22 protein-coding genes and 1 pseudogene are annotated in these 24,903 nt (G+C 45.2%); 14 read left to right on the top strand and 9 right to left on the bottom strand.

The window, feature by feature from the left end; translation table 11 throughout:
• Positions 1-19: 19 nt before the first annotated feature.
• On the bottom strand, positions 20-1,282 hold the full coding sequence (locus DSM107010_RS17220) for a sulfite oxidase (protein WP_106169529.1): 1,263 nt from the start codon (positions 1,280-1,282) through the stop codon (positions 20-22).
• A 554-nt stretch (positions 1,283-1,836) separates the two neighbouring features.
• On the opposite strand from DSM107010_RS17220, the gene DSM107010_RS17215 reads away from it, so the two are divergent.
• From DSM107010_RS17215 to DSM107010_RS17190, 7 genes and pseudogenes are all read left to right on the top strand, one after another.
• Complete coding sequence (locus DSM107010_RS17215; protein WP_015153656.1) at positions 1,837-2,172, top strand: ArsR/SmtB family transcription factor; 336 nt, start codon at positions 1,837-1,839, stop codon at positions 2,170-2,172.
• On the top strand, positions 2,157-2,777 hold the full coding sequence (locus DSM107010_RS17210; protein ID WP_106169530.1) for an SRPBCC family protein: 621 nt from the start codon (positions 2,157-2,159) through the stop codon (positions 2,775-2,777). Before DSM107010_RS17215 ends, DSM107010_RS17210 begins: the two co-directional genes overlap by 16 nt.
• Before the next feature lie 107 nt (positions 2,778-2,884).
• Positions 2,885-3,486: pseudogene (locus DSM107010_RS17205) on the top strand (ATP-dependent Clp protease proteolytic subunit).
• Between the two features lie 70 nt (positions 3,487-3,556).
• On the top strand, positions 3,557-4,330 hold the full coding sequence (locus DSM107010_RS17200) for an NAD-dependent epimerase/dehydratase family protein (RefSeq protein WP_199755586.1): 774 nt from the start codon (positions 3,557-3,559) through the stop codon (positions 4,328-4,330).
• A gap of 9 nt (positions 4,331-4,339) precedes the next feature.
• Positions 4,340-4,585, top strand: coding sequence for a hypothetical protein (locus tag DSM107010_RS39710; RefSeq protein WP_199755585.1), 246 nt, complete (start codon positions 4,340-4,342; stop codon positions 4,583-4,585).
• Between the two features lie 135 nt (positions 4,586-4,720).
• Complete coding sequence (locus DSM107010_RS17195; RefSeq protein WP_127023457.1) at positions 4,721-5,650, top strand: ABC transporter ATP-binding protein; 930 nt, start codon at positions 4,721-4,723, stop codon at positions 5,648-5,650.
• Positions 5,643-6,416 (top strand): ABC transporter permease, encoded by a 774-nt coding sequence (locus DSM107010_RS17190; RefSeq protein ID WP_106170201.1) that lies wholly within the window; start codon positions 5,643-5,645, stop codon positions 6,414-6,416. The genes DSM107010_RS17195 and DSM107010_RS17190 overlap by 8 nt, the downstream gene beginning before the upstream one ends.
• Before the next feature lie 25 nt (positions 6,417-6,441).
• Here the strand turns inward: DSM107010_RS17190 and DSM107010_RS17185 are convergent, their stop codons facing one another.
• The 8 genes from DSM107010_RS17185 to DSM107010_RS17150 form a co-directional block, all read right to left on the bottom strand.
• Positions 6,442-8,349, bottom strand: coding sequence for a hybrid sensor histidine kinase/response regulator (locus DSM107010_RS17185; RefSeq protein ID WP_106170199.1), 1,908 nt, complete (start codon positions 8,347-8,349; stop codon positions 6,442-6,444).
• Positions 8,339-8,812 carry a response regulator gene (locus DSM107010_RS17180; RefSeq protein WP_015153663.1) on the bottom strand — a complete coding sequence of 158 codons (474 nt, stop codon included), beginning with the start codon at positions 8,810-8,812 and terminating at the stop codon, positions 8,339-8,341. Before DSM107010_RS17180 ends, DSM107010_RS17185 begins: the two co-directional genes overlap by 11 nt.
• Complete coding sequence (locus DSM107010_RS17175; RefSeq protein ID WP_127023454.1) at positions 8,809-11,664, bottom strand: PAS domain S-box protein; 2,856 nt, start codon at positions 11,662-11,664, stop codon at positions 8,809-8,811. The genes DSM107010_RS17180 and DSM107010_RS17175 overlap by 4 nt, the downstream gene beginning before the upstream one ends.
• Positions 11,665-11,912: 248 nt before the next feature.
• The gene (locus DSM107010_RS17170) at positions 11,913-12,545 is read right to left on the bottom strand and encodes a thiaminase II/PqqC family protein (protein WP_127023451.1); all 633 of its coding nucleotides are present in this window, start codon (positions 12,543-12,545) and stop codon (positions 11,913-11,915) included.
• A 49-nt stretch (positions 12,546-12,594) separates the two neighbouring features.
• Complete coding sequence (locus DSM107010_RS17165; protein WP_015153666.1) at positions 12,595-12,855, bottom strand: FmdB family zinc ribbon protein; 261 nt, start codon at positions 12,853-12,855, stop codon at positions 12,595-12,597.
• A 170-nt stretch (positions 12,856-13,025) separates the two neighbouring features.
• Complete coding sequence (gene fmdA / locus DSM107010_RS17160; protein ID WP_015153667.1) at positions 13,026-14,231, bottom strand: formamidase; 1,206 nt, start codon at positions 14,229-14,231, stop codon at positions 13,026-13,028.
• Between the two features lie 328 nt (positions 14,232-14,559).
• A complete protein-coding gene (locus DSM107010_RS17155; RefSeq protein WP_015153668.1) occupies positions 14,560-14,772 on the bottom strand; it encodes a hypothetical protein in 213 nt (70 codons plus the stop codon).
• Between the two features lie 111 nt (positions 14,773-14,883).
• On the bottom strand, positions 14,884-15,279 hold the full coding sequence (locus DSM107010_RS17150; protein ID WP_127023448.1) for a hypothetical protein: 396 nt from the start codon (positions 15,277-15,279) through the stop codon (positions 14,884-14,886).
• Positions 15,280-15,299: 20 nt separating this feature from the next.
• Here DSM107010_RS17150 and DSM107010_RS17145 point away from each other — a divergent pair, with 20 nt between their 5' ends.
• The 7 genes from DSM107010_RS17145 (at position 15,300) to DSM107010_RS17115 (ending at position 24,868) form a co-directional block, all read left to right on the top strand.
• Positions 15,300-16,409: an S-(hydroxymethyl)glutathione dehydrogenase/class III alcohol dehydrogenase gene (locus DSM107010_RS17145; protein WP_127023445.1), complete on the top strand. Its 1,110-nt coding sequence runs from the start codon at positions 15,300-15,302 to the stop codon at positions 16,407-16,409.
• Positions 16,410-16,572: 163 nt separating this feature from the next.
• Entirely contained in the window at positions 16,573-16,995 is a 423-nt protein-coding gene (locus DSM107010_RS17140; protein WP_015153670.1) for a hypothetical protein, read from the top strand.
• Between the two features lie 49 nt (positions 16,996-17,044).
• Positions 17,045-18,574, top strand: coding sequence for a phytoene desaturase family protein (locus DSM107010_RS17135; RefSeq protein ID WP_106170608.1), 1,530 nt, complete (start codon positions 17,045-17,047; stop codon positions 18,572-18,574).
• 183 nt (positions 18,575-18,757) lie between these two features.
• On the top strand, positions 18,758-20,086 hold the full coding sequence (locus tag DSM107010_RS17130) for a GGDEF domain-containing protein (protein WP_241994245.1): 1,329 nt from the start codon (positions 18,758-18,760) through the stop codon (positions 20,084-20,086).
• 70 nt (positions 20,087-20,156) lie between these two features.
• Positions 20,157-21,206, top strand: coding sequence for a type 2 isopentenyl-diphosphate Delta-isomerase (gene fni / locus DSM107010_RS17125; protein WP_106170694.1), 1,050 nt, complete (start codon positions 20,157-20,159; stop codon positions 21,204-21,206).
• A 185-nt stretch (positions 21,207-21,391) separates the two neighbouring features.
• A complete protein-coding gene (gene sppA, locus DSM107010_RS17120) occupies positions 21,392-23,239 on the top strand; it encodes a signal peptide peptidase SppA (protein WP_127023439.1) in 1,848 nt (615 codons plus the stop codon).
• Positions 23,240-23,428: 189 nt separating this feature from the next.
• On the top strand, positions 23,429-24,868 hold the full coding sequence (locus DSM107010_RS17115) for a cation:proton antiporter (protein ID WP_199755584.1): 1,440 nt from the start codon (positions 23,429-23,431) through the stop codon (positions 24,866-24,868).
• The last annotated feature ends 35 nt before the right edge of the window (positions 24,869-24,903 follow it).

Genomic DNA, 24,903 nt, shown 5'->3' with positions numbered 1-24,903 from the left:
CGTCTTTAGATATCCATCCTCATGGCTTGCCAGCTCTACCTCCTACTATTTTTTGAGCCGTCGAACTCACGTTGTACAAATAGCCTTTAGCGTTGAAAGGTACTGAAGTTGGTTGGGTATTGCCTTTAGTGTCTGTAGCCTTTGCCTGAAGCTGATATTTGCCAGGACGAGCATTCCAATCTACATCCCATCTCACCCAAGCTCCATCAAGGTTAGGCTCTCGGAGTCGTGCCGCTTGCCAGGTTTTGCCCCCATCAAGGCTGACCTCAACTTTGGCAATTTTACTGCCAGCAGACCAAGAACGCCCTCGCAATAAATGTTCTCCTGCGGGCATTTTGGCATCCCAAGCCAGCTCGAAAGCACTTTTGATATTTTGCGCCGTGATAATCGTGCCTTTAGCAGGGGGATTGGGTTGATAGTCGGAGCCGATTAAGACATAACTTTCCGTGTTCCATGTGGAAAACAGAGGTTTTTCTGAAACTTCAATCCGCCCTACCCATTTGATACTAGCCGCACCCAGCCAGCCTGGAACGAAGGCACGGATGGGGAAACCGTGGTCTGCTGGTAGAGTTTGCCCGTTCATCGCATAGACGAGCAATGTATCTTCCTCTAATGCCTTCGCCAGGGACATCGGACGACGAACTTTCTTTTCGTCTAACCCTTCTGGCATTACGTCTTTTGCGGTGCGTTTGACTCCTGCAAGTTGCAGAACTTCCCACAAAGGTACGCCCGTCCATTCTGCTACACCGATCGCGCCCAGTTTCCACGGCGCTCCGTCGGCTTTTTTTCCCTGGACGGATTCAAAAAAGCTGCGACCGTTACCAGCGCACTCTAGCGCTCGAATCACCGAGACTGATGGTAGAGAAAGGAGTTCGTCGTAAGTAAACTCTCTCGGACGAGACACCCCAGACCCTTCAACCCGCAAGCGCCATGTCTTCTGGTCGATTTTGGGGGTAGCCGTGTGGTTGCGGACGTAGAATAGCTCGTTGGGAACGAGATAGCCTCGGTCATACATGGCTTCCCAACGCATTTCTTGTTGAATGCCTTTGTAATCGTAAAAAAGTTCTGGAGGAACTGATTTAACTACCTCCCCAGCAGCCAGAGCGGGTTCTTCTAGCCGTAAGCGTGGTAAACCGCTACCAATTGCTATTCCCGCACCGACAGTCATAAATTGCAGGAATTTCTTGCGCGACATACCTAAAGTTTTCGCTTTCTGCCAGATAAATTCATCGGCTCTAGCTTGCTGGTAAACTTTTTCGACTAGCAGATCGTTTTCCTTCATGCCTTATATCTCCAGTCGAGTAAATAAGAACAATATTAGGGCTAATTGAGAAATTTTCAAGTAAACAAACAGTTAAGATGGCAAATGAAACTTCTGAAAAACACTGGGCATTTAAATATAGCTATTTCGCTAGATAACAAATTAGTTTTAATGTAGTAATTCCAAACTGAGATGGACTTATACCAGTTTTTTGTAACTATATGTCACAGACTATATGTCACAAAGATATGCGACAGCAGATCCCCTAACTCTCCTTGTAAAAAAGGGAACCAGTGGAGAGGAAATTTTGGACAAAAATAAAGAGAATTAGTATTGGTGTTAAGACTATTATCGATCGCCGATTAGTTATTGGTCATCAACCAAATATGAATCGTACTAAAAGCGTTTTTTAATTAGATATTTTATGACTCAAATAAGCCTTGTATTTATGTCTTAGCTGTAAAACTTGAACAAAGACCTACAAAGTCAAGACGCGGAATTTTGCGCCTCCGTAAGCTTGACATTTAAGTAAAAGCTTATATATCCTAATATTTAAGTGAATGCTTAAATATTATATGAGTAGACCCGCTGCGGGGGGAGATATTTTTCAGGCGATCGCCGATCCAACGCGACGAGCATTGCTGGATCGGTTGCGTGACGGCGAACAACCAGTAAAACAACTGGCTGAACCTTTTGCCATGTCTTTACCAGCCATTTCTCAGCATTTGCAGGTGTTGTGTGAAGTAGGCTTAGTTACCCAACGGCGGGAAGGACGACAGCGGCTTTATCAATTGAATCCTGCACCTTTAAAACAAGTGTCGGAGTGGGTATCGCATTACGAACAGTTCTGGCAAGAGAAATTAGCTGCTCTCGGTGCATATTTGGAGAATAACCGATGCTCAGAGGATTAAAGACCAAAGTTTTCTATCCTTACTCACTGCAGCAAGTCTGGCGGGGACTTACCGAGAGGCGATCGCTTGCCGCATGGTTGATGGACAATGATTTTGAACCGCAGATCGGTCACAAATTTCAATTTCGCACTCATTCCCTACCAGGTTTAGATGGTGTTATCCGTTGCGAAGTTTTAGAAATTGACGCACCAAAACGACTTGCTTACAATTGGCAGGATAGTTATATGAGTCAGCCTTCGATTGTGATTTGGACGCTGACACCTGTTGATGGCGGGACGCAACTTCAGCTAGAACACCGCGAGTTAAATTACGCAACACCTCAGTTACAGGAGGTACGCATTTGTAACCAGAGATCTCGAACTCCCCTAGATCCCATTAACAAGGGGGGGACAGATGCTCCCTTTTCAAGGGGGTTGGGGGATTTCAATGCAGTGACTCATGCTGTAGAGGCGATCGCTCCCAGTTCTACATTTTCACCTACGCATATTGGTGCAGCTCAAATTTTAGAAAGTGTTATTCTCCATTCTTTGTTGAATGGTGGTTGGAATGACAAGCTCGATCGACTACCAAATGTTTTAGCGAGCTTTTTTGATAGTAACGGGTAACTAAATTCTGCTTCCTCACTCTCATTCTCGCTCAGACAATTAAAAATGTATAGCTGTAAGTATACGCCTCGACCCAAGATTTAAATTTGAATTAGGAGGCTATAAAGATGAGTTTTCCCAAACAGTCAAACATTCCTTTTTTTTCTCAGTTTTCAGCTTATGGAGAGAGTTATTTTAATATTTACTCTCGCTTACTAGCTACAAGAGTAATCTTTTTAAGAGGTGACATTACAGAAGAAATAGCTAATTCAATTGTAGCGCAGATGCTATTTCTCGATACGGAAGATTCAGGACGAGATATTTTTCTATATATCAATAGTTCAGGTGGTTCAGTTACGGCTGCATTGACTATTTACGATACAATGACTCAAATCCAGGCGGATATTTGTACCGTCTGCGTTGGAACTGCAAAGGGAATGGCTGCATTATTACTTTCTTCTGGCACAAAAGGAAAAAGATCGGCTTTACCGAATACTCGAATTGCGATCGCACAGCCATTAGCTAGCACTCAAGGGAAAGTAAGCGACATCGAAGTTACAGCTAGAGAAATTGCACATTTAAGAGCAGTATTAATAGCATACTTGCTACTAATACTGCTCGGTCAATAGAACAAATCAAATTCGATACAGAGCGAGAATTTTATCTCAACGCTGAAGCAGCAAAAGAGTATGGATTGATTGACAATATTATTCAAAAGTTGACTGTGTAATTGATTAGTAATTGATAATTGGTTTTGCTTTTTAACTTTTAACTTTTAACTTTCCCATCAAGGAGCAAATATGAAAATTTTAGTTATCGGGGGAACGAATTTTATTGGTCCTGCTGTAGTTAGGCAATTGTATGCAATGGGACATGAAGTCACCGTTTTCCATCGAGGAAAAACAGCAGCAGAGTTACCCGAAGGAATACAACATATATTAGGCGATCGCTCCGCTCTTAGCCAGATGAAAAGTGAATTTGAGCGTCTTTCGCCTCAAGTTGTCGTCGATATGTTTCCCTATACCGAGGCAGATGCGATCGCGCTGATGAATATATTTCAGGGTATCGCAGAGCGCGTTGTTGCTATTAGCAGTATGGATGTCTATCGCGCTTATGCAGTATTTCTGCAAATTGAATCGACTCCAGTTGAGCCGGTTCCCCTAACTGAAAATTCAGCCTTGCGCCAGCAGCTACATTTATTTCGGGAAATGGCTGAAAGACCGCTGAACGCTCCGGCAGATTATGAAAAGATTTTGGTCGAACGGGTAGTGATGAATTCTGCCGATTTAACTGGTACAATTGTACGGTTGCCAATGGTTTACGGGACGCAAGATCCTCTCAACCGTCTATTCCCCTACTTAAAGCGAATGGATGAAGACCGTCCGGCGATCGTCTTGCCAGAAAGCATAGCTCAATGGCGCGGTTCCTACGGGTATGTAGAGAATGTTGCTTACGCGATCGCTTTGGCAGCTACAAACGAACGTGCTAAGGGACGTATTTATCATGTTGCAGATGCAGAAGTTTTAACTGAGGCAGAAAGACTGAGCAGAGTTGGACGAGTCGCAGGCTGGTAAGGCAAAATTGTGACTGTTGCCACAGAATCTTTACCGACAGACTGGAACCTACCATACAACACGGCTCAGCACTGGCTGGTAGATACCACCCGCATTCGGCAGGAACTCGGTTATAGCGAAGTCGTCACGCTAGAAAAGGCGCTAAAAACAACAATTGACTGGCAGCGATCGCATCCACCAACAGAAATTTCTCCGTGGACTGGAAAAGAATTACTCGACTACGCTACTGAAGATCGCATTTTGAAAAGTATTTAATATCAATTGTAAGGTGGACATTGCCCACCTTACACACTCAATAGAGGATGAGATTAGGGGTGAGGGTAATGATATGAAAACTAGCCTCTACCAACTACCAACTACCCATTACCCATTACCCATTACCACTTTTTTATGAAAGCCTTAGAAGCGTATAATCTCAAAAAAACTTTCCGCCGCAACAAACAAAATGTACCAGCAGTGAAGGATGTTTCCTTAACTATCTACCCAGGAGAGATCTTAGCTTTTCTTGGTCCCAATGGTGCAGGTAAAACAACTAGTATCAAAATGATGGCGGGTTTAATTCAGCCTGATTCTGGTTCAGTGAGAATTGTAGGTAAAGATCCTCATCGCAATGCTTCAGCGTTACAAAACCTGGGTGCAGTTTTAGAAGGGAATCGCAACCTTTACTGGCGATTGACTCCAGAGGAAAATTTAGAATATTTTGGCGTATTAAAAGGACTGAATCGACGAGAAGCGCGTCTTGCCGGAAGAGATCTTTTAGAAAGATTTGACTTGTTAGCCAAGCGATATACTCCTGTAGAGCAACTCTCACGGGGAATGCAACAGAAATTAGCATTTGCTGTAGCTTTAGTTCATCGTCCCAAACTTTTATTATTAGATGAACCAACTTTAGGATTAGATGTAGAAGCAACTGAGGATGTAAAAATTCTCGTCCGCGAAATTGCTGCTACCGGTTGTGCTATCTTGCTGACAACTCACCAATTACAAATAGCAGAAATTTTATCAGACCGAATTGCCATTATTCAAAAAGGCGAGATTTTGGCAGAAGCACCCACACAAAAATTGATTCAACAATTTTCTGGTACAGCTTACAAGATAGAAATGGAAACCGCTTTAGATGAAACAAGAATAATAGAATTAGAAACAATTGGTTTAGAGATTGAATCCAGAAGATTTATTTACATCGATCGCCCGGAATTACTCTATAAAGTTCTTGCTGTTCTCCAGCCTTTACCAATTCAATCTGTGGCAAAAGAACAAGCTAATTTAACAGAAATATTTTTACAGATTGTGAAACAAGGTAATAATATTAATGACTGAGTTATTTTTTGCAGAATTAAAACGAACTTGGATTTTACAACGTCGCTATCCAATCGAAGTTGTTGGTATTATTATAGTTACTGTTTCAATTTTTTATGGATTGTTTTTGAGCGCTCGTTACGTTGCTGGGGCGAGTTTTCAATTAGGCGATCGCCTCGATTCAATAGTTATTGGCTACGTGCTTTGGAGCTTAGTTTTATTTGTTATGGGCAACGTTGCTAATAGAATTCAGTACGAAGCTCAAACTGGCACGCTCGAACAACTTTTTCTCTCTCAATTCGGGGCAGTCAAAGTATTTTTAATTCGATCGCTAGCAGCGATAACGTTGCAATTAGCTTTTGTTTTGAGCATTTTATTAACTATAATGCTCTTAACTGGCAGCCGTCTCGATTTTCCTCCAGTTTTGATTTTACCTCTCATAACTGTATTGATGGGAGCGAATGGGATTGCTTTTATAATTGGAGCTTTAGCTTTATTATTTAAGCAGGTAAGCCAATTACAAGTCATATTTCAATTTGGTTTATTATTTCTCCTAGCTACTCCCATAGAAGCATCGACGGGATTTGCCCGAGTCTTAGCAAGTCTATTACCAATTACTCCCAGTGCAGGAATATTACGAGCTTTGATGGCACGCGGAGAGAATTTAAATTTAACTCACATAGCGATCGCTTTCATCAATGGAGTCGTATATCTTGCTCTAGGGATAGGACTATTCCGACTAGCAGAACGCCAAGCAAAGAAACGCGGAATTTTAGGCGGATATTAATCAGTGACTAGTCACTCATCAACAACTAACAACCAACTGGTTGCGAACACAGAACTTGCTTCATCGTTTGCAATAATTCTTGGGCTGTGTAGGGTTTTGCTAAAAAGGCTTGTACTTCTATGTCTGTCATTCCATGAAATTTGTCTTGAGCGGCTAAACCACTAGTAGCAATAATTTTAGTTTGGGGATTGAGTTTTTGTATAGTACGAATTGTGGTAATACCGTCCATTGCAGGCATTAACATATCAATTAAGATTAAATCTATCCGATCGCGGTGTTCTGCGTAGGTGGCGATCGCCTCAATTCCGTCACTAGCAGTGACAACTTTATAATTAAAAGTCTCTAGAGAAGTTTTTGTTGCCTCGCGCACGCCAGCTTCATCATCCACAACCAAAATCAACTCACCGTTCCCATAGGGCGTGTCTTGTTCTGTCTGCCGATAATATTCTACAACTGCCACTGCTGGTAGATAGACTTGAAATTCCGTACCTCTACCGAGTTCGCTCCAAACTTGAATAAATCCATTGTGACCTTTAACAATACCCATGACAGTGGATAGTCCCAGTCCCGTGCCTTTACCGAGTTCTTTGGTCGTGAAAAATGGCTCAAAAATTCTTTCCTGGGTTTCCAGCGACATTCCCTGACCTGTATCTCTGACGGTAACGACGATGTAGGAGCCAGCTTTTGCCTCCAAGTTCATCCTGGCGTAGTGTTCGTCTGCTGTAAAGTTTTCGGCAGAAATTGTCAACGTTCCACCATTAGGCATGGCATCGCGAGCGTTGACGCAGAGATTCATTAGGACTTGATGCAATTGAGTGGCATCCCCAGAGACAGACCACAAATTAGAGGCAATGTTAGTCTGAACCTCGATCGATTTTGGAAAGGTTTGTTTGGCAATTTGGCGAATTTCTGAGATTAAATGCTTAATTTGTAAGTTTGTATACGTTCCCTCTAAACCTCGTGCAAAAGAGAGTACCTGCTTGACTAAAGCCGCACCCCGTTTGGCGTTGGTAACGACAATTGGCAAAAGTCGCTGACTGCGCTCGTCGTGCATTTGAGATTCCAGTAGCTGAGCTGTCATCAGAATTGGTGCTAGGACATTATTCAAATCGTGAGCAATGCCGCTGGCAAGAGTGCCGATACTTTCCAAACGCTGAGCGCGTAAAAATTGAGCTTCTAAGAGTTTTTTCTCGGTAATATCAGTATTGACGACAAGAATTGACTTAGGCTGAGCTTGGCGATCGCGTACTAAGGTCCATCGACTGTAGACGACGATTGGTTTCTCGTTTTTAGTGACTTGATGTAGTTCGCCTTGCCAAGTGTCTGTTTGTTTTAAGGCTGTGTGAATCTCTAGCAGTTGATCGACGAGACTCTCGTTGTAGATTAATAAGTTAGGATTTCGCCCGATCGCCTCTTGTGCTTGCCAACCGTAGAGACGTTCTGCTCCCTTGTTCCAATATAAAACTTTGTCATCTAGCGATCTAACAATAATGGCATCGGTGGCGACATCGAGTAATTCGGCTTGGGCGCGAATTTGTTGCTGAGTGTGCTGGCGTTCGAGGGCGTAGCGAATGGAACGTTCTAGTAAAGGGGCGCTCAACTGAGTTTTTTCTAGATAGTCGGCTGCTCCTGCCTTCATCGCCTCGATATCGATTTCGCGATCGCCTTTGCCCGTGAGTAAAATTATGGGTGCGGCACAACCTTCAGCTACGGCAGCTTGAAGCAATTCTAAACCATTGCGATCGCCCAAGCGGTAGTCGAGCAAGTAAATATCGTGTTGACACTGGGCGATCGTCGCTATTGCCTCATCATAAGAACTTACCCAGTCTAAATCGAATGTCGTGCCTTGAGCTGCTGCCAACCAGTCTCGCGTCAAGACATAATCGTCCTCGTCGTCATCAACTAAAAGTACTTTGACTCGCTCAGTGTCCATGTCCGTTTCCCACCGATTGCAGTGGTAGTTCTACAATTTCAAACCAGTATTTACCAATAGTCCTCATGACCTCTACTAAGGAAGCAAAGGTGACTGGTTTAGTGATATAGGAGTTAGCGCCTAATTCATAACTACGATAAATATCTTCCTCGGCTTTGGAAGTTGTCAATACCACTACTGGTATATGTTTTAACTGCGGGTCTGCCTTAATTTCCCGTAGTGCCTCGCGTCCGTCTTTCTTGGGCATGTTGAGATCGAGTAAAATCAAGCCTGGACGAGGGGCAAGCTTCAGGTCAGTATATTGACCGCGCTGATGTAGGTAATCCATTAATTCCTCGCCATCGCGCACGAGATAGAGATCGTTAGCCAAGCGACTTTCTGCCAGCGCTTCTCTTGCTAACATGCAATCGTCTTCGTCATCGTCAGCCATGAGAATTGTGACAGTGGTGCGTCGCCCTTTCACTCCGAGTTATCTCCTACGAGTTGTTTAATTGGCAGGGTAACACTAAATTTAGCTCCTTGCCCTGGACTACTTTGAGCTGTAATATTGCCCTGATGTCGTTCGACAATTTTACGGCAAATCGCTAGTCCGATTCCTGTACCCTCGTACTGACTGCGACTGTGCAGGCGTTGAAAGACATTGAAGATCCGATCGAGATACTTTTGCTCAAAACCAATACCATTATCCTCTACCATAATTTGGCATGATGTGGCGATCGCCCCATCTGTAACTGGTTGGTGTTGGGAATCAAATAGTTGGCTGAAAAGCTTAACCACTGGAGGCGTATCTTGTTTGTGAAACTTCAGTGCATTACTCAAAAGATTTTGTAATAACTGCTGCATCTGTACTGGGTCAGCATCAATTTTAGGAAGGGAACTAACTTCCACCTTACCCCCAGTCTGCTGTATCCTCACCTCTAGATCGGATAATACTTCTTTTACGACTCGATTGAGATCGACAGTTACAAAAGGTTGCGCTTTAGTCGTGACGCGGGACAGCATTAAGAGATCGTCAATCAGAGTTTGCATCCGTCCGGCTGCATTTTGCATTCGCTCCAAGGAATCGAGTCCTTGCTCGTTGAGAAGATCTCCGCAACTGGCTTTCAAGCGGTTGCCAAAGGCTTGAATTTTTCGGAGTGGCTCTTGCAAGTCGTGGGAAGCAACGGAGGCAAATTGTTGCAGTTCCGCGTTAGAACGGGCAAGTTCTTGCGCGTAGCGGGTTTCTTCGGCTAGCATTTGGGCTTGGGCGAGAGCAATGCCGATTTGATCGCTCAATTGCCGTAACAATTCGGTTTCAAAGCTGCTCCAAACGCGGGGACTACTACTACATTGATGGGCAATCAGCAAACCCCAGAGTTCTCGCTTGAGGAAAATCGGCACGACGAGATTAGCTCGGACTCCATATTGTTGCAGAAGTTCTTTGTGGCAAGCGTGTATTTCTGCTGGCTCGACATCATGAATAGCGCTGATGCGTCCTTGTCGATATTTTTGAATGTATTCCTCCTCAAAACAAGGATCGTAGATATGTTGTCCTAAAATCGCTGGATAGCCGTTGACTACGGCTTCCCGCACGACATTTCCAGAACCATCCAACCATAGGCGAAAAATAATCACCCGATCTGCTCGGAGAAACTTTTGAATTTCGTTGACGGTAGTTTGGAGGATCGATTCTAGTTGGAGCGATTGACGAATTTTCAGGGTAATTTCGGCAAATAATTGCGATCGCAAATTTTGGCGTTGTAGTTCTGCTTCGGCTCGTTTGCGTTCGGTGATGTCGCTGCCAATACCCAAAAATCCGGTAATCTTACCGTTAGCATCGTACATGGCGCTAATTGACAATAAAACGGGGAAGCGGCTGCCATCTTTACGAATGTAAGTCCATTCTTGCTCGGTTGGTTCTCCCCGTCTTGCTTTAGCAACAAACACCTCAAACCCTGGTTCGATTGTCACTCCCAGTTCTTGAGTCAATTCTCGCGCCCGACTGACGACTTCTTCGCGATCGTGAATGATTACGGGTGTGGTTTTACCAACAATTTCTGAGGCGGAATAGCCCAATAATTTCTCGGCAGCAGCATTAAAGGTGAGGATTGTCCCGTCAGTAGTGGTAGAAATTATCGTATAGTTAGCGCTGTTGAGAACTGCTTGTTGCAACTGCATAGTTTGTTGCAGTTGGTTTTCCATCCGTTTGCGATCGGTGATATCGCGTGTAAAGCAGCGCGTGTGGATAAATTGCTTGTCTTTCCAAAAAACGTTAGAGCCGATCGATACATCTCGGATAGAACCATCTTTGCATAACAACCGCGCCTCGTAGTCGCACAGTGTCTCGCCAGAATTGAGGCGTTGCAGAATATCGTCGATAACTTCTCGATCGGCGTGAAACTTGGCAATGTGTTGTCCGATGTACTCTTCGCGAGTGTAACCGAGCAGATTTAATTCAGCTTGGTTTGCCCAGACAATAATTCCATCTGCTCCTACCCAGTGTATGCCGACGCTGGCATTTTCTAGAAAATCAGCCAGTTCTCGTTCTCGCGTGCGGGCGATCGCCTCTAGGCGTTTGCGCTCGTTAATATTTTGGAAATATACTGATATACCATCTTGAGATGGATAGGCATGAACGGCAAACCAAGTATTGAGCGGAGGATAGAACTCTTCAAAAGCAACTGCAATTTGTTGCGCTCTTGCTTGGCGATACTCCTGGTCAAAAGTAGAACCCACTGCTTCGGGAAACTCATCCCAAATACTCTTACCAATTAACTCCGCTCTCGTTTTTTGTAGAAATACTTGGGCGTGTTGATTGATGTAGGTAAATCGCCACTCATTATCTAAGGTAAAAAAGCCATCGCTGATACTTTCTAAAATATTGGTAACTTGTTGGCGCGATGCTTGGGCTGCGTCCGTAGAGGCGCGTAATTCTGCCATCGTCCGACTAGCTTGTAATAAATGCCGTACTCGCTGCCGTAAAACTATGTCGTTAATTGGTTTGGTAATAAAATCAGTTGCACCTGCATCAAAAGCGAGTTGGAGCGATTCTGCATCATCTAGCCTTGTAACGATTAATATTGGCACGCTATCGCAATTAGGAAAACTACGCAAGTGCCGACAGCAGGCAAACCCATCCATCACGGGCATAACGGCATCTAGCAATACGAGACTGGGATGAAACTGAGTGTAAGCCGCTATTGCCTGTTCGCCATTCTGCGCCTCTACGACCTGATATCCAGCCTGTTCCATCACTCGGCGCATGTGCTGCCGCATGAGTTTATCGTCGTCTACAACCAAAATCGTAGTAGCATCAAGAATGGGAGCGTTGTCCATAGCTTACGCTTAGACTAAATTTTTTGGCGTTCTAATTGGCAGAGCTATTTATACTCTATTAAATATTAAATTCATCGCGTTTGCGCGATCTCCGGTGAAACATCTACCCTAAGACTGATGATTTCTTTTTGAAGTTGGTTACAAATGCTACATGGCATGAAAAAGATGAAATGTCAATTAGTCATCGGTAGTTGGTAGTTGGTAATTGCTAAGTCGTAAGTCAGAATAAACTAGTCACTGGTCACTGGTCACTGGTCACTGGTCACTGTGTACGCCATTTGCCAGAAATCTTTTTCTAATCTAGCAACATTCAAAAAAGCTGCTGTGGCTTGTTGCTGCACCTCCTCTGAGGCGTTACTCAAAGCTGCATCTGCTTGCTGTTCTAGGAAGTCTACGTAAGTCGTAAAATCGGGATTGCCCCAGCGATCGGCAAATTCAGTGTAGGGTGGGGGCATGGCTCCAGGTAATTGCCAGCCTTGATTGTATGCTAGTTCGATCGCCCAAAGTGCCGTAGCTTGCGCGGCATAGGGCGTTGCAGATAAGCTTTGCATGTAGTCGCAATACTCAATGCAGGTAGGCTGTTTATCAGTATTGAGTTGCAGTTGGCGTTCGGCGGCTTTGGTTTGAAACCAGTTGAGTTCGTCTTTAAGGGCGCTCAATCCAGCCAAAAGAATATCGAAGTTGTGCGGGGGTGCGATCGCCAAAATTCTCGCGAGAAAACGGGTAAAATCTATCACAAATAAATAGTCTTGTACCAACCAAGTATTAAACTGTTGCGGTTGAATTGTTCCCTGTTGGCATTCTTGCAGGAAAGGATGGATCGTAGCTTCTTGCCACGCTTGAGGATGCTTTTGTAGTAATTGTTGACAAGTTAAGCCCATAAATGGAAGCGTTGCAGAAAACTTGAATTTGTATTCTCTTTTGCCAATTTTAATGGTTAATCATCCAAGGGCGACTGCCAGTATGACTTCTCAGGTGGGGTTGTTCGGGTTCGCGATCGCGTTTGACTAATTTTGGCTCTGGATTTTCCTGTTTCAGTCGCATCGAACCAGACAACAACATCGGTGGTGCAAACACTTTTTTGGCAGGTTCTTCACAAGTTGGGCAATGAGCAGGATTGTTACATTCTGCCAGCGATCGCCATTCATCAAATACACCACAATCATCGCAACGAAATTCGTATAAAGGCATAGTCAGTTATCAGTTATCAGTTATCAGTTGCTGTAGGGGCGGGTTTACCAAAGATTTCTAATTCTAACAAATATGGCTGGTGAACCCGCCCGTTCGGGCATCGGGAAATAAAGGAAGATCGATCGTGTTGATTGATTGATGGTTACAAATGACCAATTACCAATTACCCTTTAAACAGGCAAAATATTCTTGTCAAAAATCTCCGTTGGAATTGCTAGCGTACAACAAGCATTGGGAATATCAACGATACCGCTGACTCGTCCTTCTACGGGCGCACAACTGAGCAATAAATAAGCTTGTTCGCCTGTAAAACCGAATTTCTTCAGATATTCGATCGCATTTAAGCAAGCACGACGGTAGGCAATATGCACGTCCATAAAGTATTGCTTACCTGTATATTCGTCTACGGAAATCCCTTCAAATACGAGATATTCTGAATAACGAGGCTCTACGGGACCTGGCTTGAAAATTGGGTTGACCATGCCGTATTTTTCTACGCCACCTTTGATGATGTCTACATGCAAGTCAATATAACCAGACATCTCAATCGCACCGCAAAATGAGATTTCCCCATCTCCTTGGGAGAAGTGAATATCTCCCATCGATAGCTTTGCACCTTCCACGTAAACGGGGAAATAAATTCGCGTCCCTTTGGAGAGGTTTTTGATATCGCAGTTACCACCGTGTTCGCGAGGAGGGACGGTACGCGCACCTTCAGCCGCAATGCGATCGAAGTCTGCTGGTGCGACTTGACCCAAAATCGCATTTTTTGGATTCGGTAGAGCCGCATAAACTGGCATATTCGCCGCTAATCCCGCTCCATAAGTCCGTAAATCGGGAGCTGTTGAAACTAACTCTGCTTCCCGCTTATTCCATGTTGCCAGTAAGTCGTGTGAGGGAGCGCAACCAATCAAACCAGGGTGAGTGATGCCAGCAAAACGCACGCCTGGGATGTGACGGGAGCTGGTATAAATGCCCTCCAGATCCCAAATTGCCTTAGCATGATTGGGGTAGTGGTCGGTCAGAAAGCCACCACCGTTGTCTTTGGCAAAAATACCCGTAAAGCCCCACTCATCGCCCTGCAAAGCGCCAATATCGAGCAAATCGACAACCAAGATGTCTCCTGGTTGAGCGCCGTTGACCCAGATGGGACCGCTCAATACGTGGACGACCGTTAAATCGACATCGCGGATATCGTCAGGATTATCGTTATTTTTAATCTGTCCGTCCGTCCAATCTTTACACTCAATGCGGAAGACATCACCTGGATTCACCGAAACCACGGCAGGAATATCAGGATGCCAGCGGTTGTGTCCAGGTAGTTCCTGTCGATCCATTGGCTTAGTTAGATCGACTTTGAAGAGCGTTTTCGGCATTCAAATCCTCCTAAAGCTGCGCGGACATAGCGCATCATAAGGATTAGAACGCAAGAGAGTTTGTATCAAAAATAACCAACAATTGTCAAAAATAATCAACGTTACATAACACCAAATCTCTTGGAGTCAAAATTGTGTTTTATTTAACAAAAAATGAAGAAAAAATTTAACAATTGAGAAGGATCGATATTTATCTGTAGAACGAATCGCGATCGCAATTTCTAGGTTGAATTGAACGAACAATCCAACCCAGCAGTCGTCCTCTCGATGGTGGCACGAGCAGGTTAATTCTATGAAAAACTAACCCAGAACGACACAAGCCTTTACTCTACTTCTTTGCCAGCAATTCCAGGAACTCAGAGGTTGTTTGCAACTCCTCTAAGACCACATCTTTCGGCATCAGAGATAAAACACTACTCTTAACACCCGACGTACACAGAGGATTTACATAACAAGCTCCCTGACGACAGAATGCCACCACACCACCGTTATGAGCCTCAAAGACGATCGCACTTCCAGATTCTCGCTTCGTAATAGACATCCTAGCAGCCCCCTCTGCATAAATGCAGATATAAAATTGGTAAACTTTAACGATTGGCAGTTGGTGATGCTACGCAATTGAACGCTGGAAATATCTGTATTCAATCTGTACTCAAAATGACAAAATAGTCGCCCGTTCTCCTCTTTCTTTAGACAGATTAGTCATAAGTGGTAATAGGCAATTGGTAATAGGTGGTTGACAGTAGAGAGTGACTAGTGGGTGGTGGCTAGTGGAACCAGCAGTAAATAGGGTGTGGGGTGTGGGGTGTGGGGTGTGGTGAGTAGTGCGCGATCGTTCTCCCCCAACTCCGCGACTCTCTCTTCTCCCCCTTGTCTTCCTTGTTCCCCTTGTCCCCCTTGTCCCCCTTGTCTTCCTTGTCTTCCTTGTCCCCCTTGTCCCCCTTGTCCCCCTTGTCTTCCTTGTCTTCCTTGTCCCCCTTGTCCCCCTTGTCCCCCTTGTCTCCCCTGCTCCCTGCTCCCTGCTCCCTGATAACTGTAAGCTAGTCATAGCGATCGCGAGGATGAATTATGGATGTCAGAGCAGCTGTTGCCTACGAACCTGGAAAACCTTTGCAATTGGAGACGGTACAACTAGAAGGACCAAAAGCAGGGGAAGTCTTAGTCGAAATCAAAGCGACTGGAGTTTGCCATACCGATGCCTATACCCTTTCTGGTAAAGATCCAGAAGGCTTATTTCCGGCAATTTTAGGGCATGAAGGGGCTGGGGTTGTCGTGGAAGTAGGGGAAGGGGTAAAGAGCGTTAAAGCGGGCGATCGCGTCATTCCTCTTTACACTCCCGAATGCCGTCAGTGTGAATATTGTCTCAGTCGTAAAACAAATCTCTGTCAAGCCATTCGCCTCACTCAAGGCAAAGGGTTGATGCCCGATGGTACGAGTCGGTTTTCTCTAAATAGCACTAAGCTCCACCACTACATGGGGACATCCACGTTTGCTAACTATACAGTACTACCAGAAATTGCTGTTGCCAAGATCCGTGAAGATGCACCTTTTGACAAAGTTTGTTACATCGGTTGTGGTGTAACTACGGGTATTGGTGCAGTTGTTTATACGGCAAAAGTCGAACCAGGCTCTAAGGTTGTCGTTTTTGGTTTGGGGGGGATCGGTCTAAACGTCATCCAAGGGGCGCGAATGGTAGGCGCAGAGATGATTGTTGGTGTAGATGTTAATCCTAGTAAACGGGCGATCGCTGAAAAGTTTGGTATGACGCATTTTGTCAATCCAAAAGAAGTGGAAGGCGATTTAGTTCCTTATTTAGTAGAGTTAACTAAAGGTGGAGCTGACTACAGTTTTGAATGTATTGGCAATGTAAATGTCATGCGTCAAGCATTAGAATGCTGCCATAAAGGTTGGGGTGAAAGTATTATTATTGGCGTTGCTGCTGCGGGTGAAGAAATTCGCACTCGTCCATTTCAATTAGTAACAGGAAGAGTTTGGAAAGGTTCGGCTTTTGGCGGTGCGAGAGGGCGCACAGACGTACCGAAAATTGTCGATTGGTACATGGAAGGCAAAATTAATATTGATGATTTAATCACTCACACAATGCCAATCGAAAAGATTAATGATGCCTTCGATTTGATGCACAAAGGAGAATCAATTCGTACCGTGCTGACGTTTTAGTTGAGGGTAGAGCGGGTTCGCTCAAAATTTTCCTACAAATCTCTTAGTAAACCTGCCCTTTTAACAGTGCAAACTTCAAATTTGCAAATATCTTTCGTGTAAATATCGAGGATAATAGTAAAAGATAAACACTTTTTCTAAATCCGCGATCGCTATAAGTATAATGACGGGCAGCAACGAACGACTAACTCAAATTGAATCATTGTTGCAACAGTTTGTTGCTGCCAGCACTCAATCAAAAGCCGAAAGCGACGAACGGATGCGAAGAATCGAGCAACGCTTGGAACAGTCAGCCACCGAAAGCGACGAACGGATGCGAAGAATCGAGCAATCAGCCATCGAAAGTAATGCTCGCTTGACACGGATCGAGCAGATTGTAGAATCAAACAATCGCTTTTTGGAGTCTTTCAGTCGAGATTTGAGGCAGTATACCGAAACCATGCATAATTTAGCGACTCGCATGGACGGGATAATTGCTTCGGCAAACCAAGACAGACAAGAAACCAATTCTCGGTTGTCTGCAATCCAAAGACAGACAGGAACAATTGCTAAACATTTAGGAGTAGAGGGCAGCGATCGTGCTTAACGATAATTAATTATCATAGACAGGGTGTGATGTAACAAAATCTAAAGTAGTGGAAACAGATGTCATTGTCATCGGTAGCGGTATTGGTGGTTTGAGCTGTGCGGCAATTGTGGCACGGTATGGATTTGATGTTGTTGTCTGCGAAAGCTACTCAACTCCTGGGGGTGCGGCGCACGGTTTTGAACGCAACGGTTTTAAATTTGATTCTGGACCTTCCCTCTACTCCGGTTTATCTTACAGCCCTTCACCCAATCCACTGCGACAAGTTTTAGATGCAATTGGCGAAGATCTACCTTGTGTCAATTACGATACTTGGGGTTGCTGTTTGCCGGAAGGTGACTTCGATACAACTGTAGGTGCAGACCAATTTTGTGATGTGTTGGCAAGGTTGCGAGGAGATAAGGCTGTAGCCGAGTGGCGCGAACTTCAACGAGTCATAGAACCTTTAGCCAAAGCTGCTACGGCAATTCCTCCCACGGCTTTACGTTTCGATTTAGGTGCAGTCATTTCTTTAGGGCAATATCTGCCTGCGATGCTACCTCATGTTGGTAGTACTTTTAAACTGACGGGGGCATTCAGTCAGATTATGGATGGTGTCGTCACCGATCCGTTTGTGCGTAACTGGTTGGATCTGTTGTGTTTTCTCCTCTCTGGGCTACCAGCAAGCGGCACGAGTGCGGCAGAAATGGCATTTATGTTTGCCGACTGGTACAAACCTGGAGTGATGTTAGATTACCCTCTAGGTGGTAGTGGGGCATTAGTTGATGCCTTAGTACGGGGATTAGAAAAACATGGGGGTAAATTGATGCTAAATGCCCATGTTGAGGAAATTTTAGTAGCAGGACGCGCTCAAGGTGTTCGATTGCGCGGTGGTGAAGAATTACACGCAAGACAAGCCGTCGTCTCGAATGCTTCTATCTGGGACACGCTGAAATTACTTCCGCAAGATTCCATACCAAAATCTTTGCAAGCAAGACAGGCAACTCCAGAGTGTGACAGTTTCATGCACCTACATTTGGGAATTGATGCCACACATATTCGGGCAGATTTGGCATGTCACTATATTGTGGTAAACGATTGGGAAAGGGGAGTCACAGCACCGCAAAATGTCGTATTGGTATCGATTCCATCAGTTTTAGATCCGTCCCTAGCACCACCAGGAAAGCACGTTATTCATGCTTATACTCCTGGTAGCGAACCTTACAGTATATGGCAGGGAATGGATCGCAAAAGTGAAGAGTATGCCCGTCAAAAACAAGCACGCGCAGAAGTCATGTGGCAAGCTTTGAGACGGATTATTCCTGATATCGACAACCGCTGTGAAGTAACTTTGGTAGGTACGCCCCTAACTCACGCTCGTTACTTACGCCGTCATCGAGGTTCCTACGGTTCCGCCATTGCTGCGGGGCAAGGTTTGTTTCCTGGCGCAACTACACCGATTCCAGGGTTGTTGTGTTGTGGTGATTCTACCTTCCCTGGTATCGGTTTACCCGCCGTCGCCGCCAGTGGTGCGATCGCGGCAAATACCCTTGCCCCATTATCTCAGCATTTGCAGTTATTGCGGAAATTAAGGGAGTAGGGAGTAGGGAGTAGGGAGAATTACTTTTGACTTTTAGCTTTTGACTTTTAGCTTCTCCCGAGTCGTGTTTTTACTTATACCAATTTCATATAAAAATTACATGTTGCTGCGCGTAATTACAGTAAACAGTTGAGATGGCTGCGGGCAAACTAAATGCAACTAAGCTAGCAGCTGCCAAACTTGATGAAAATCTGGGGTTCGAGTACCTCCATCCGCAATCGCTTCGCCTTTGGTATGGGAGCTATGCTGCTGCCGTTGATTTTGCTTGGTTGTGGGACTTTTATCTCGGTAGAAGGAGCGTTGAGTAAATTTGAAAAAAATGAAAACGCAACTTTAGAGGAATTGTTTCCCGTTACCGAGTTAGAATCACTGATTGTCATGGCATCAACTTCTGCTGATGATTATCTCAGCTACGGTACGCCAGATGCTCGCGATCGCTTTCTGCAGATAAGTGGTGAAATAGATAAAGCTTTTGTGACAATTCTGAATACCTCAAACGATACGCCAGAAAAAACAGCTTTGTTGTTCGTAGCTCAAAAAGCATGGCAACAAGCTAAAATCAGCAGCCAGGCGATTTTTACGAATTCCCATCTAGCTAGAACTAAGTTTACTGCCCAAGAAAAGAAGCGTTTGGACGTACAGCTCGAACAGGCTACAGAAGCTCTAGATCGATTGCAAGAACTCCTGACTCATTTGCAAATATCTGATAACGTCGCTCAAGCGCGAAACACCAAACTTTGGGTAAAGGCGATTGTAGTTGTTGTGTTTGGCTTGGGATTGGGAGTAGCGGCGATCGCGAGTTTAACTTTAGCTCGTTCTGTATTAATCCCATTGCAGATTTTAGCAGAGGGAGTCAAACACCTAGCTGAGGAAGATCTTTCTTACCGGATTGTCCTAACGAATCAAGATGAATTGGGGCAACTGGCAACGATGTTTAATCAAATGGCAGAAAAACTCGAACAGAGTCAGACAGCTTTGAGAAATTTAGCGACTTTGGATGGATTAACCGGAGTTTTTAACCGTCGCGAGTTCAACCAAAAACTCAAAACAGAGATCGAGCGATCGCATCGCTACATGCATCCTTGCTCTTTAATTATGTTAGATATCGACTATTTCAAAAAGCTGAACGATACCCACGGACACCAGGGGGGAGACAAAGCACTCAAAGTCGTTGCTGAGATCGTCAAACGCGAAATTCGCCCCGTGGACGTAGTGGCGCGTTATGGCGGCGAAGAGTTTGCCGTGATTCTACCAGAAACGCTCAACGATAGTGCGGCGATTGTCGCAGAACGATTGCGTCATGCTGTGGCTGTTGAAGCGATCGCTATTTCTCTCGAACTCTCGATTCATGTCACTGTCAGCGTCGGTCATGCAACTTTTCCAATAGATGCAATTTTAGAGGAAAAATTACTCGGTGCTGCTGACAAAGCCTTATATGCTGCTAAACATTCCGGTCGTAACCGAGTCGTGAGTTACAATAGCTTGCAGCAAACAGTAGAACAAGCCGGATGAAAACTTACCTGCATCTTCTACCCAAGACTGAGAAAATGGTAGTAAATGATGCTTCGATTTAAATCCACCTGTGAACCTTCCTACCAATTTGCCAGCAGCTACCGAATCTCGTAAAGCAGATCACCTGCGAATTTGCATCGAACAAGATGTCCAGTGCCAGTCTGTGACAAATGGATTGGAACGCTATCGCTTTACTCATACCTGTTTACCCGAACTAAATCGCGGTGACATTGACTTAACCACTACCTTTCTAGGTAAGAAGCTAGGCGCACCCCTACTCATTTCTTCCATGACTGGGGGTACAGAGCAAGCAGGCATCATCAATCGACGCTTAGCTGAGGTTGCCCAACACTATAAAATCGCGATGGGCGTAGGTTCTCAACGGGTAGCAGTGGAAAAACCGCAAGTTGCCGATACATTCGCCGTGCGATCGCTCGCTCCCGATATTCCCTTATTCGCTAACTTGGGTGCGGTGCAACTCAACTACGAATATGGCTTAGAACAATGCTTGCGGGTAGTAGACATCCTCGAAGCCGATGCCTTGATTTTGCATCTCAATCCCCTACAAGAGTGCATTCAACCCAGAGGTGATGTCAACTTCTGCGGTTTACTTGACAAAATCGAAAAACTGTGTGTAAGGCTACCCGTCCCGGCGATCGCAAAAGAAGTCGGTAATGGAATTTCAGGGGAGATGGCGCAAAAACTTATCAATGCTGGAATTGCAGCGATTGACGTAGCGGGTGCAGGTGGTACGTCCTGGGCAAAAGTAGAAAGCGAACGGGCAGAAACAGCCATGCAACGCCGCCTCGGACTCACCTTTGCTGACTGGGGTATTCCCACGGCAGAATGCATTATCAACGTGCGGCAGGCTGCCCCCAATATTCCTCTGATTGCCTCTGGCGGGTTGAGACACGGCTTAGAAGTTGCCAAAGCGATCGCCCTGGGAGCAGATCTGGCAGGTCTTGCCATGCCGTTTTTACGAGCAGCTGCCGAATCAGAACCGACCCTACACGCTCTTGCAGAAGTCCTAATTGCCGAAATTACCACCGTCCTCTTTTGTACTGGTAACGCTAACTTACAACAGCTCAAACAATCTCAAACTTTGCAGCGCGTAGCATAAATGATAGTTGTGGGAAAAATTAAATCAGTTGTCAGTTATTAAGTGACTAGTGGAACCAGTGGCTGGTGGCTAGAATACTCCCTCTGCTCCTCTACTTCCTTGTCCCCCTTGTCTCCCTTGTCCCCCTTGTCTCCCCTGTCTCCCTTGTTCCCTTCCCGACTCCCTACTCCCTACTCCCTAGTTAAATGCGTAACTTCCTCAAACAAACTTTTGCTAGTGCCATTGGAACCTTGCTCGGACTGCTACTATTTTTTGGTCTGAGTATATCTGGAATGCTTGTCATATTGGTGGCATTGGCTGCTCAAGATAACGAACCGCAAGTTAAGGATAGATCGGTCTTAGTTTACGATCTATCTCTCAATATCACCGATGCCCCGCGTAACTCCAGTACCAGCGCTTTGATTCAAAATGCTCTTTCAGGAGAAAGTAACCGCACGATCGCCCTTCGCACGGTGCTAGATACCCTGGAAAAGGCAAGGCGCGACCCTAAAATTATTGGAATTTATCTCGATGGCAGCAATAGCGCCGAGGATGGCAGCAGTGGCTACGCCAAATTGAAAGAGGTGCGGGGAGCCTTGGAAAAATTCCGTGCTGCTGGCAAAAAAATTATTGCTTACAGCTCAAGTTGGGGAGAGAAAGAATATTATCTCAGTTCCGTGGCGGATACCATAGTGCTGAACCCCCTTGGCGCAATGGAGATTAATGGTTTGGGTGCTTCAACTCCATTCTTAACGGGGGCATTAGAGAAATTTGGTGTTGGGGTGCAAGTGATTCGGGTAGGTAAGTTTAAAGCTGCCGTAGAACCATTAATTCGTCAAAATCTCAGTCCAGAAAATCGGCAACAGACACAGAAATTATTAAATGATGTGTGGGGAGAGTGGCGCACAGCAGTCGGTCAAAGCCGGAAAATTAGCCCTAACCAGTTACAAGCGATCGCAGACGGTCAAGGTTTCTTGCTGGCAGAAACAGCCCAAAAACAAGGATTAGTAGACAAAGTAGACTATTTCGATCGCGTTTTGGCGCAGTTAAAGCAGCTAACTGGTGAGGAAAAAGAAAATAAAACCTTCCGCCAAATTAGCTTGAGTGCATATGCTGGGGTTTCTGGTAAGGCTTTGGGCGTAGAACGGAACTCAGAGAATAAAGTGGCGATCGTCTACGCTGAAGGTGATATTGTGGACGGTCAAGGAGAGGCGGGACAAGTAGGAGGCGATCGCTTTGCCCGGATCTTCCGCCAATTGCGACAGAATCCCAATGTCAAAGCTGTTGTCTTACGGGTAAATAGTCCTGGTGGAAGTGCCACAGCTTCAGAAATCATTCAACGCGAGATCCGCCTGACGCGGGAATCCAAAAAACCAGTCGTTGTCTCTATGGGCGATGTTGCAGCTTCCGGCGGTTACTGGATTGTCACCGATGCCAATCGGATTTTTGCCGAACCCAACACAATTACAGGTTCTATCGGCGTATTTGGACTGCTGCCAAATTTCCAAAAGTTGGCAAATAACAATGGTATTACCTGGGATGTGGTGAAAACTGGAAAATATGCCGACAGTCAAACTGTTTCTCGCCCTAAATCTCCCGCAGAATTAGCAGTCTATCAACGCGCGGTCGATCGCATCTACAGTACATTCTTATCAAAAGTTGTTGAGGGACGGGATTTACCGCAACAGAAAGTCGAGGAAATTGCCCAAGGTCGAGTTTGGTCGGGTGTCAGTGCCAAACAAATTGGGTTAGTCGATGAAATTGGTGGGTTAGACGCAGCAATTGACTACGCCACGAAGCAAGCCAAGTTAGGCGATGACTGGGAAGTAGCAGAATATCCTGAAACCCGTTCTTTAGAAGAACGCTTATTTGGGCAAGTCTCTGATGGAGTCAGAACCGCCTTGGGTAACAATACTGCTGCAAACCAACTCGCACTACCAGCCCCAATCGCATCTGAAGTTGCTAAAATGCGCGACGAGCTAGCAATTCTGCAAGTCATGAACGATCCTTTAGGAGTTTATGCCCGTTTGCCATTCAATCTGACGATTGAATGATTGGTCATTGGTCACTGCTCATTTGTATTTATTCTCCCTTGTCTTCCTTGTCCCCCTTGTCCCCCTTGTCCCCCTTATCCCCCTTGTCCCCTTGTCCCCCTTGTCCCCCTTGTCCCCCTTGTCCCCCTTATCCCGACTCCCAACTCCCGAATTAACGGCACAATGAGAAAAGTGACTTGAGGTTAAAGCATGAATTTTGGTGGACTGATTTCCGCAGCACCAGTATTTGACGCGATCGCCTGGTTCGATCCGATTCGCATCGGTAGCACTTCTTTACTTGCCAGTGCTTCAACAGCAGACAATGCTCCCTTCATTTTTGCTGGCATCTTAGCTAGTCTGGTTGTCATTTACCTAGCCAGTACCATTGGCGGGGAAGTTTGCGCGCGGCTGAATTTACCACCAGTTTTAGGGCAACTTATCGGCGGCTTGGTGGTAGGAATCTCGGCTTTACATCTGTTGGTTTTTCCAGAAGGTGGCGGCGACAGTTCTAATTCCCTGTTAATGAGTTTTCTGGAGGCTACGGCAGGATTGAGTGTAGATGGAGTGACGACAACATTTCAGATAGACAGCGAAGTGATTTCCGTTCTGTCAGAAATTGGTGTGGTGATTTTACTGTTTGAAATTGGGTTAGAGTCCAATTTACAAGAATTATTGCGCGTCGGGACTCAAGCTACAATCGTCGCGATCGTCGGGGTGGTGACACCGTTTCTATTCGGTACTTTAGGCTTAATTACTTTATTTCACATCTCCACCGTACCAGCTATTTTTGCAGGCGCGGCTTTGACGGCAACTAGCATCGGTATTACGGCTAAAGTTTTGGCAGAACTCAACTATCTCAACCGTTCGGAAGGACAAATTATTATCGGGGCAGCGGTGCTAGATGATGTTTTGGGTATTATCGTCCTAGCAGTGGTTGCTAGTCTTGCTAAAACTGGAGAAGTCGAACTGACAAATATTATTTATTTAATCCTCAGTTCAGTCGTGTTTTTAGTAGGAGCAATTTTAATCGGACGCTGGTTAAATCCCTACTTCGTTCAGTTAGTCGATGCACTCAGAACTCGCGGTCAATTATTAATTCCAGCACTCATTTTCGCTTTTGTCTTGTCCTACATTGCCACTGTCATCAAATTAGAGGCAATTTTAGGAGCTTTTACTGCTGGGTTAGTTTTAGCAGAAACGCAAAAATGTCGCGAATTGAAAAGTCAAGTCGTTCCGATCGCAGATATTCTCGTACCGATTTTCTTTGTGGTTGTTAGTGCCAAAACAGACATCGGTGTTTTAAACCCAGCCGTCCCAGCAAATCGGGAAGGGCTAATTATGGCAAGCTTTCTGATTGTCGTGGCAATTTTGGGTAAAGTTGTCACTGGCTTCACCGTCTTCGGGCAAGAAAAAGTCAATCGTTTAGCGATCGGCGTGGGTATGATTCCTAGAGGTGAAGTAGGACTTGTTTTTGCAGGTATTGGTTCTGCTACTGGGGTGTTACCACCTGCTTTAGATGCAGCAATTATTGTCATGGTCATCGTCACCACATTTATCGCCCCACCATTATTACAAGTCGTGTTTCAGCGATCGCCAGAACAGAATTTACCGCAACCAGAAGCGATCGCATCATCACCAGAGTCTCGATAAAGAGACGTTACATCAACGTCTCTACATTTCGTCTC

The sequence above is a fragment of the Chroococcidiopsis cubana SAG 39.79 genome (assembly GCF_003991895.1).
Taxonomy (GTDB): Bacteria; Cyanobacteriota; Cyanobacteriia; order Cyanobacteriales; family Chroococcidiopsidaceae; genus Chroococcidiopsis; species Chroococcidiopsis thermalis.
Note: the sequence above shows the minus strand (reverse complement) of the source record. Positions and strands in the feature narration are given on the sequence as shown.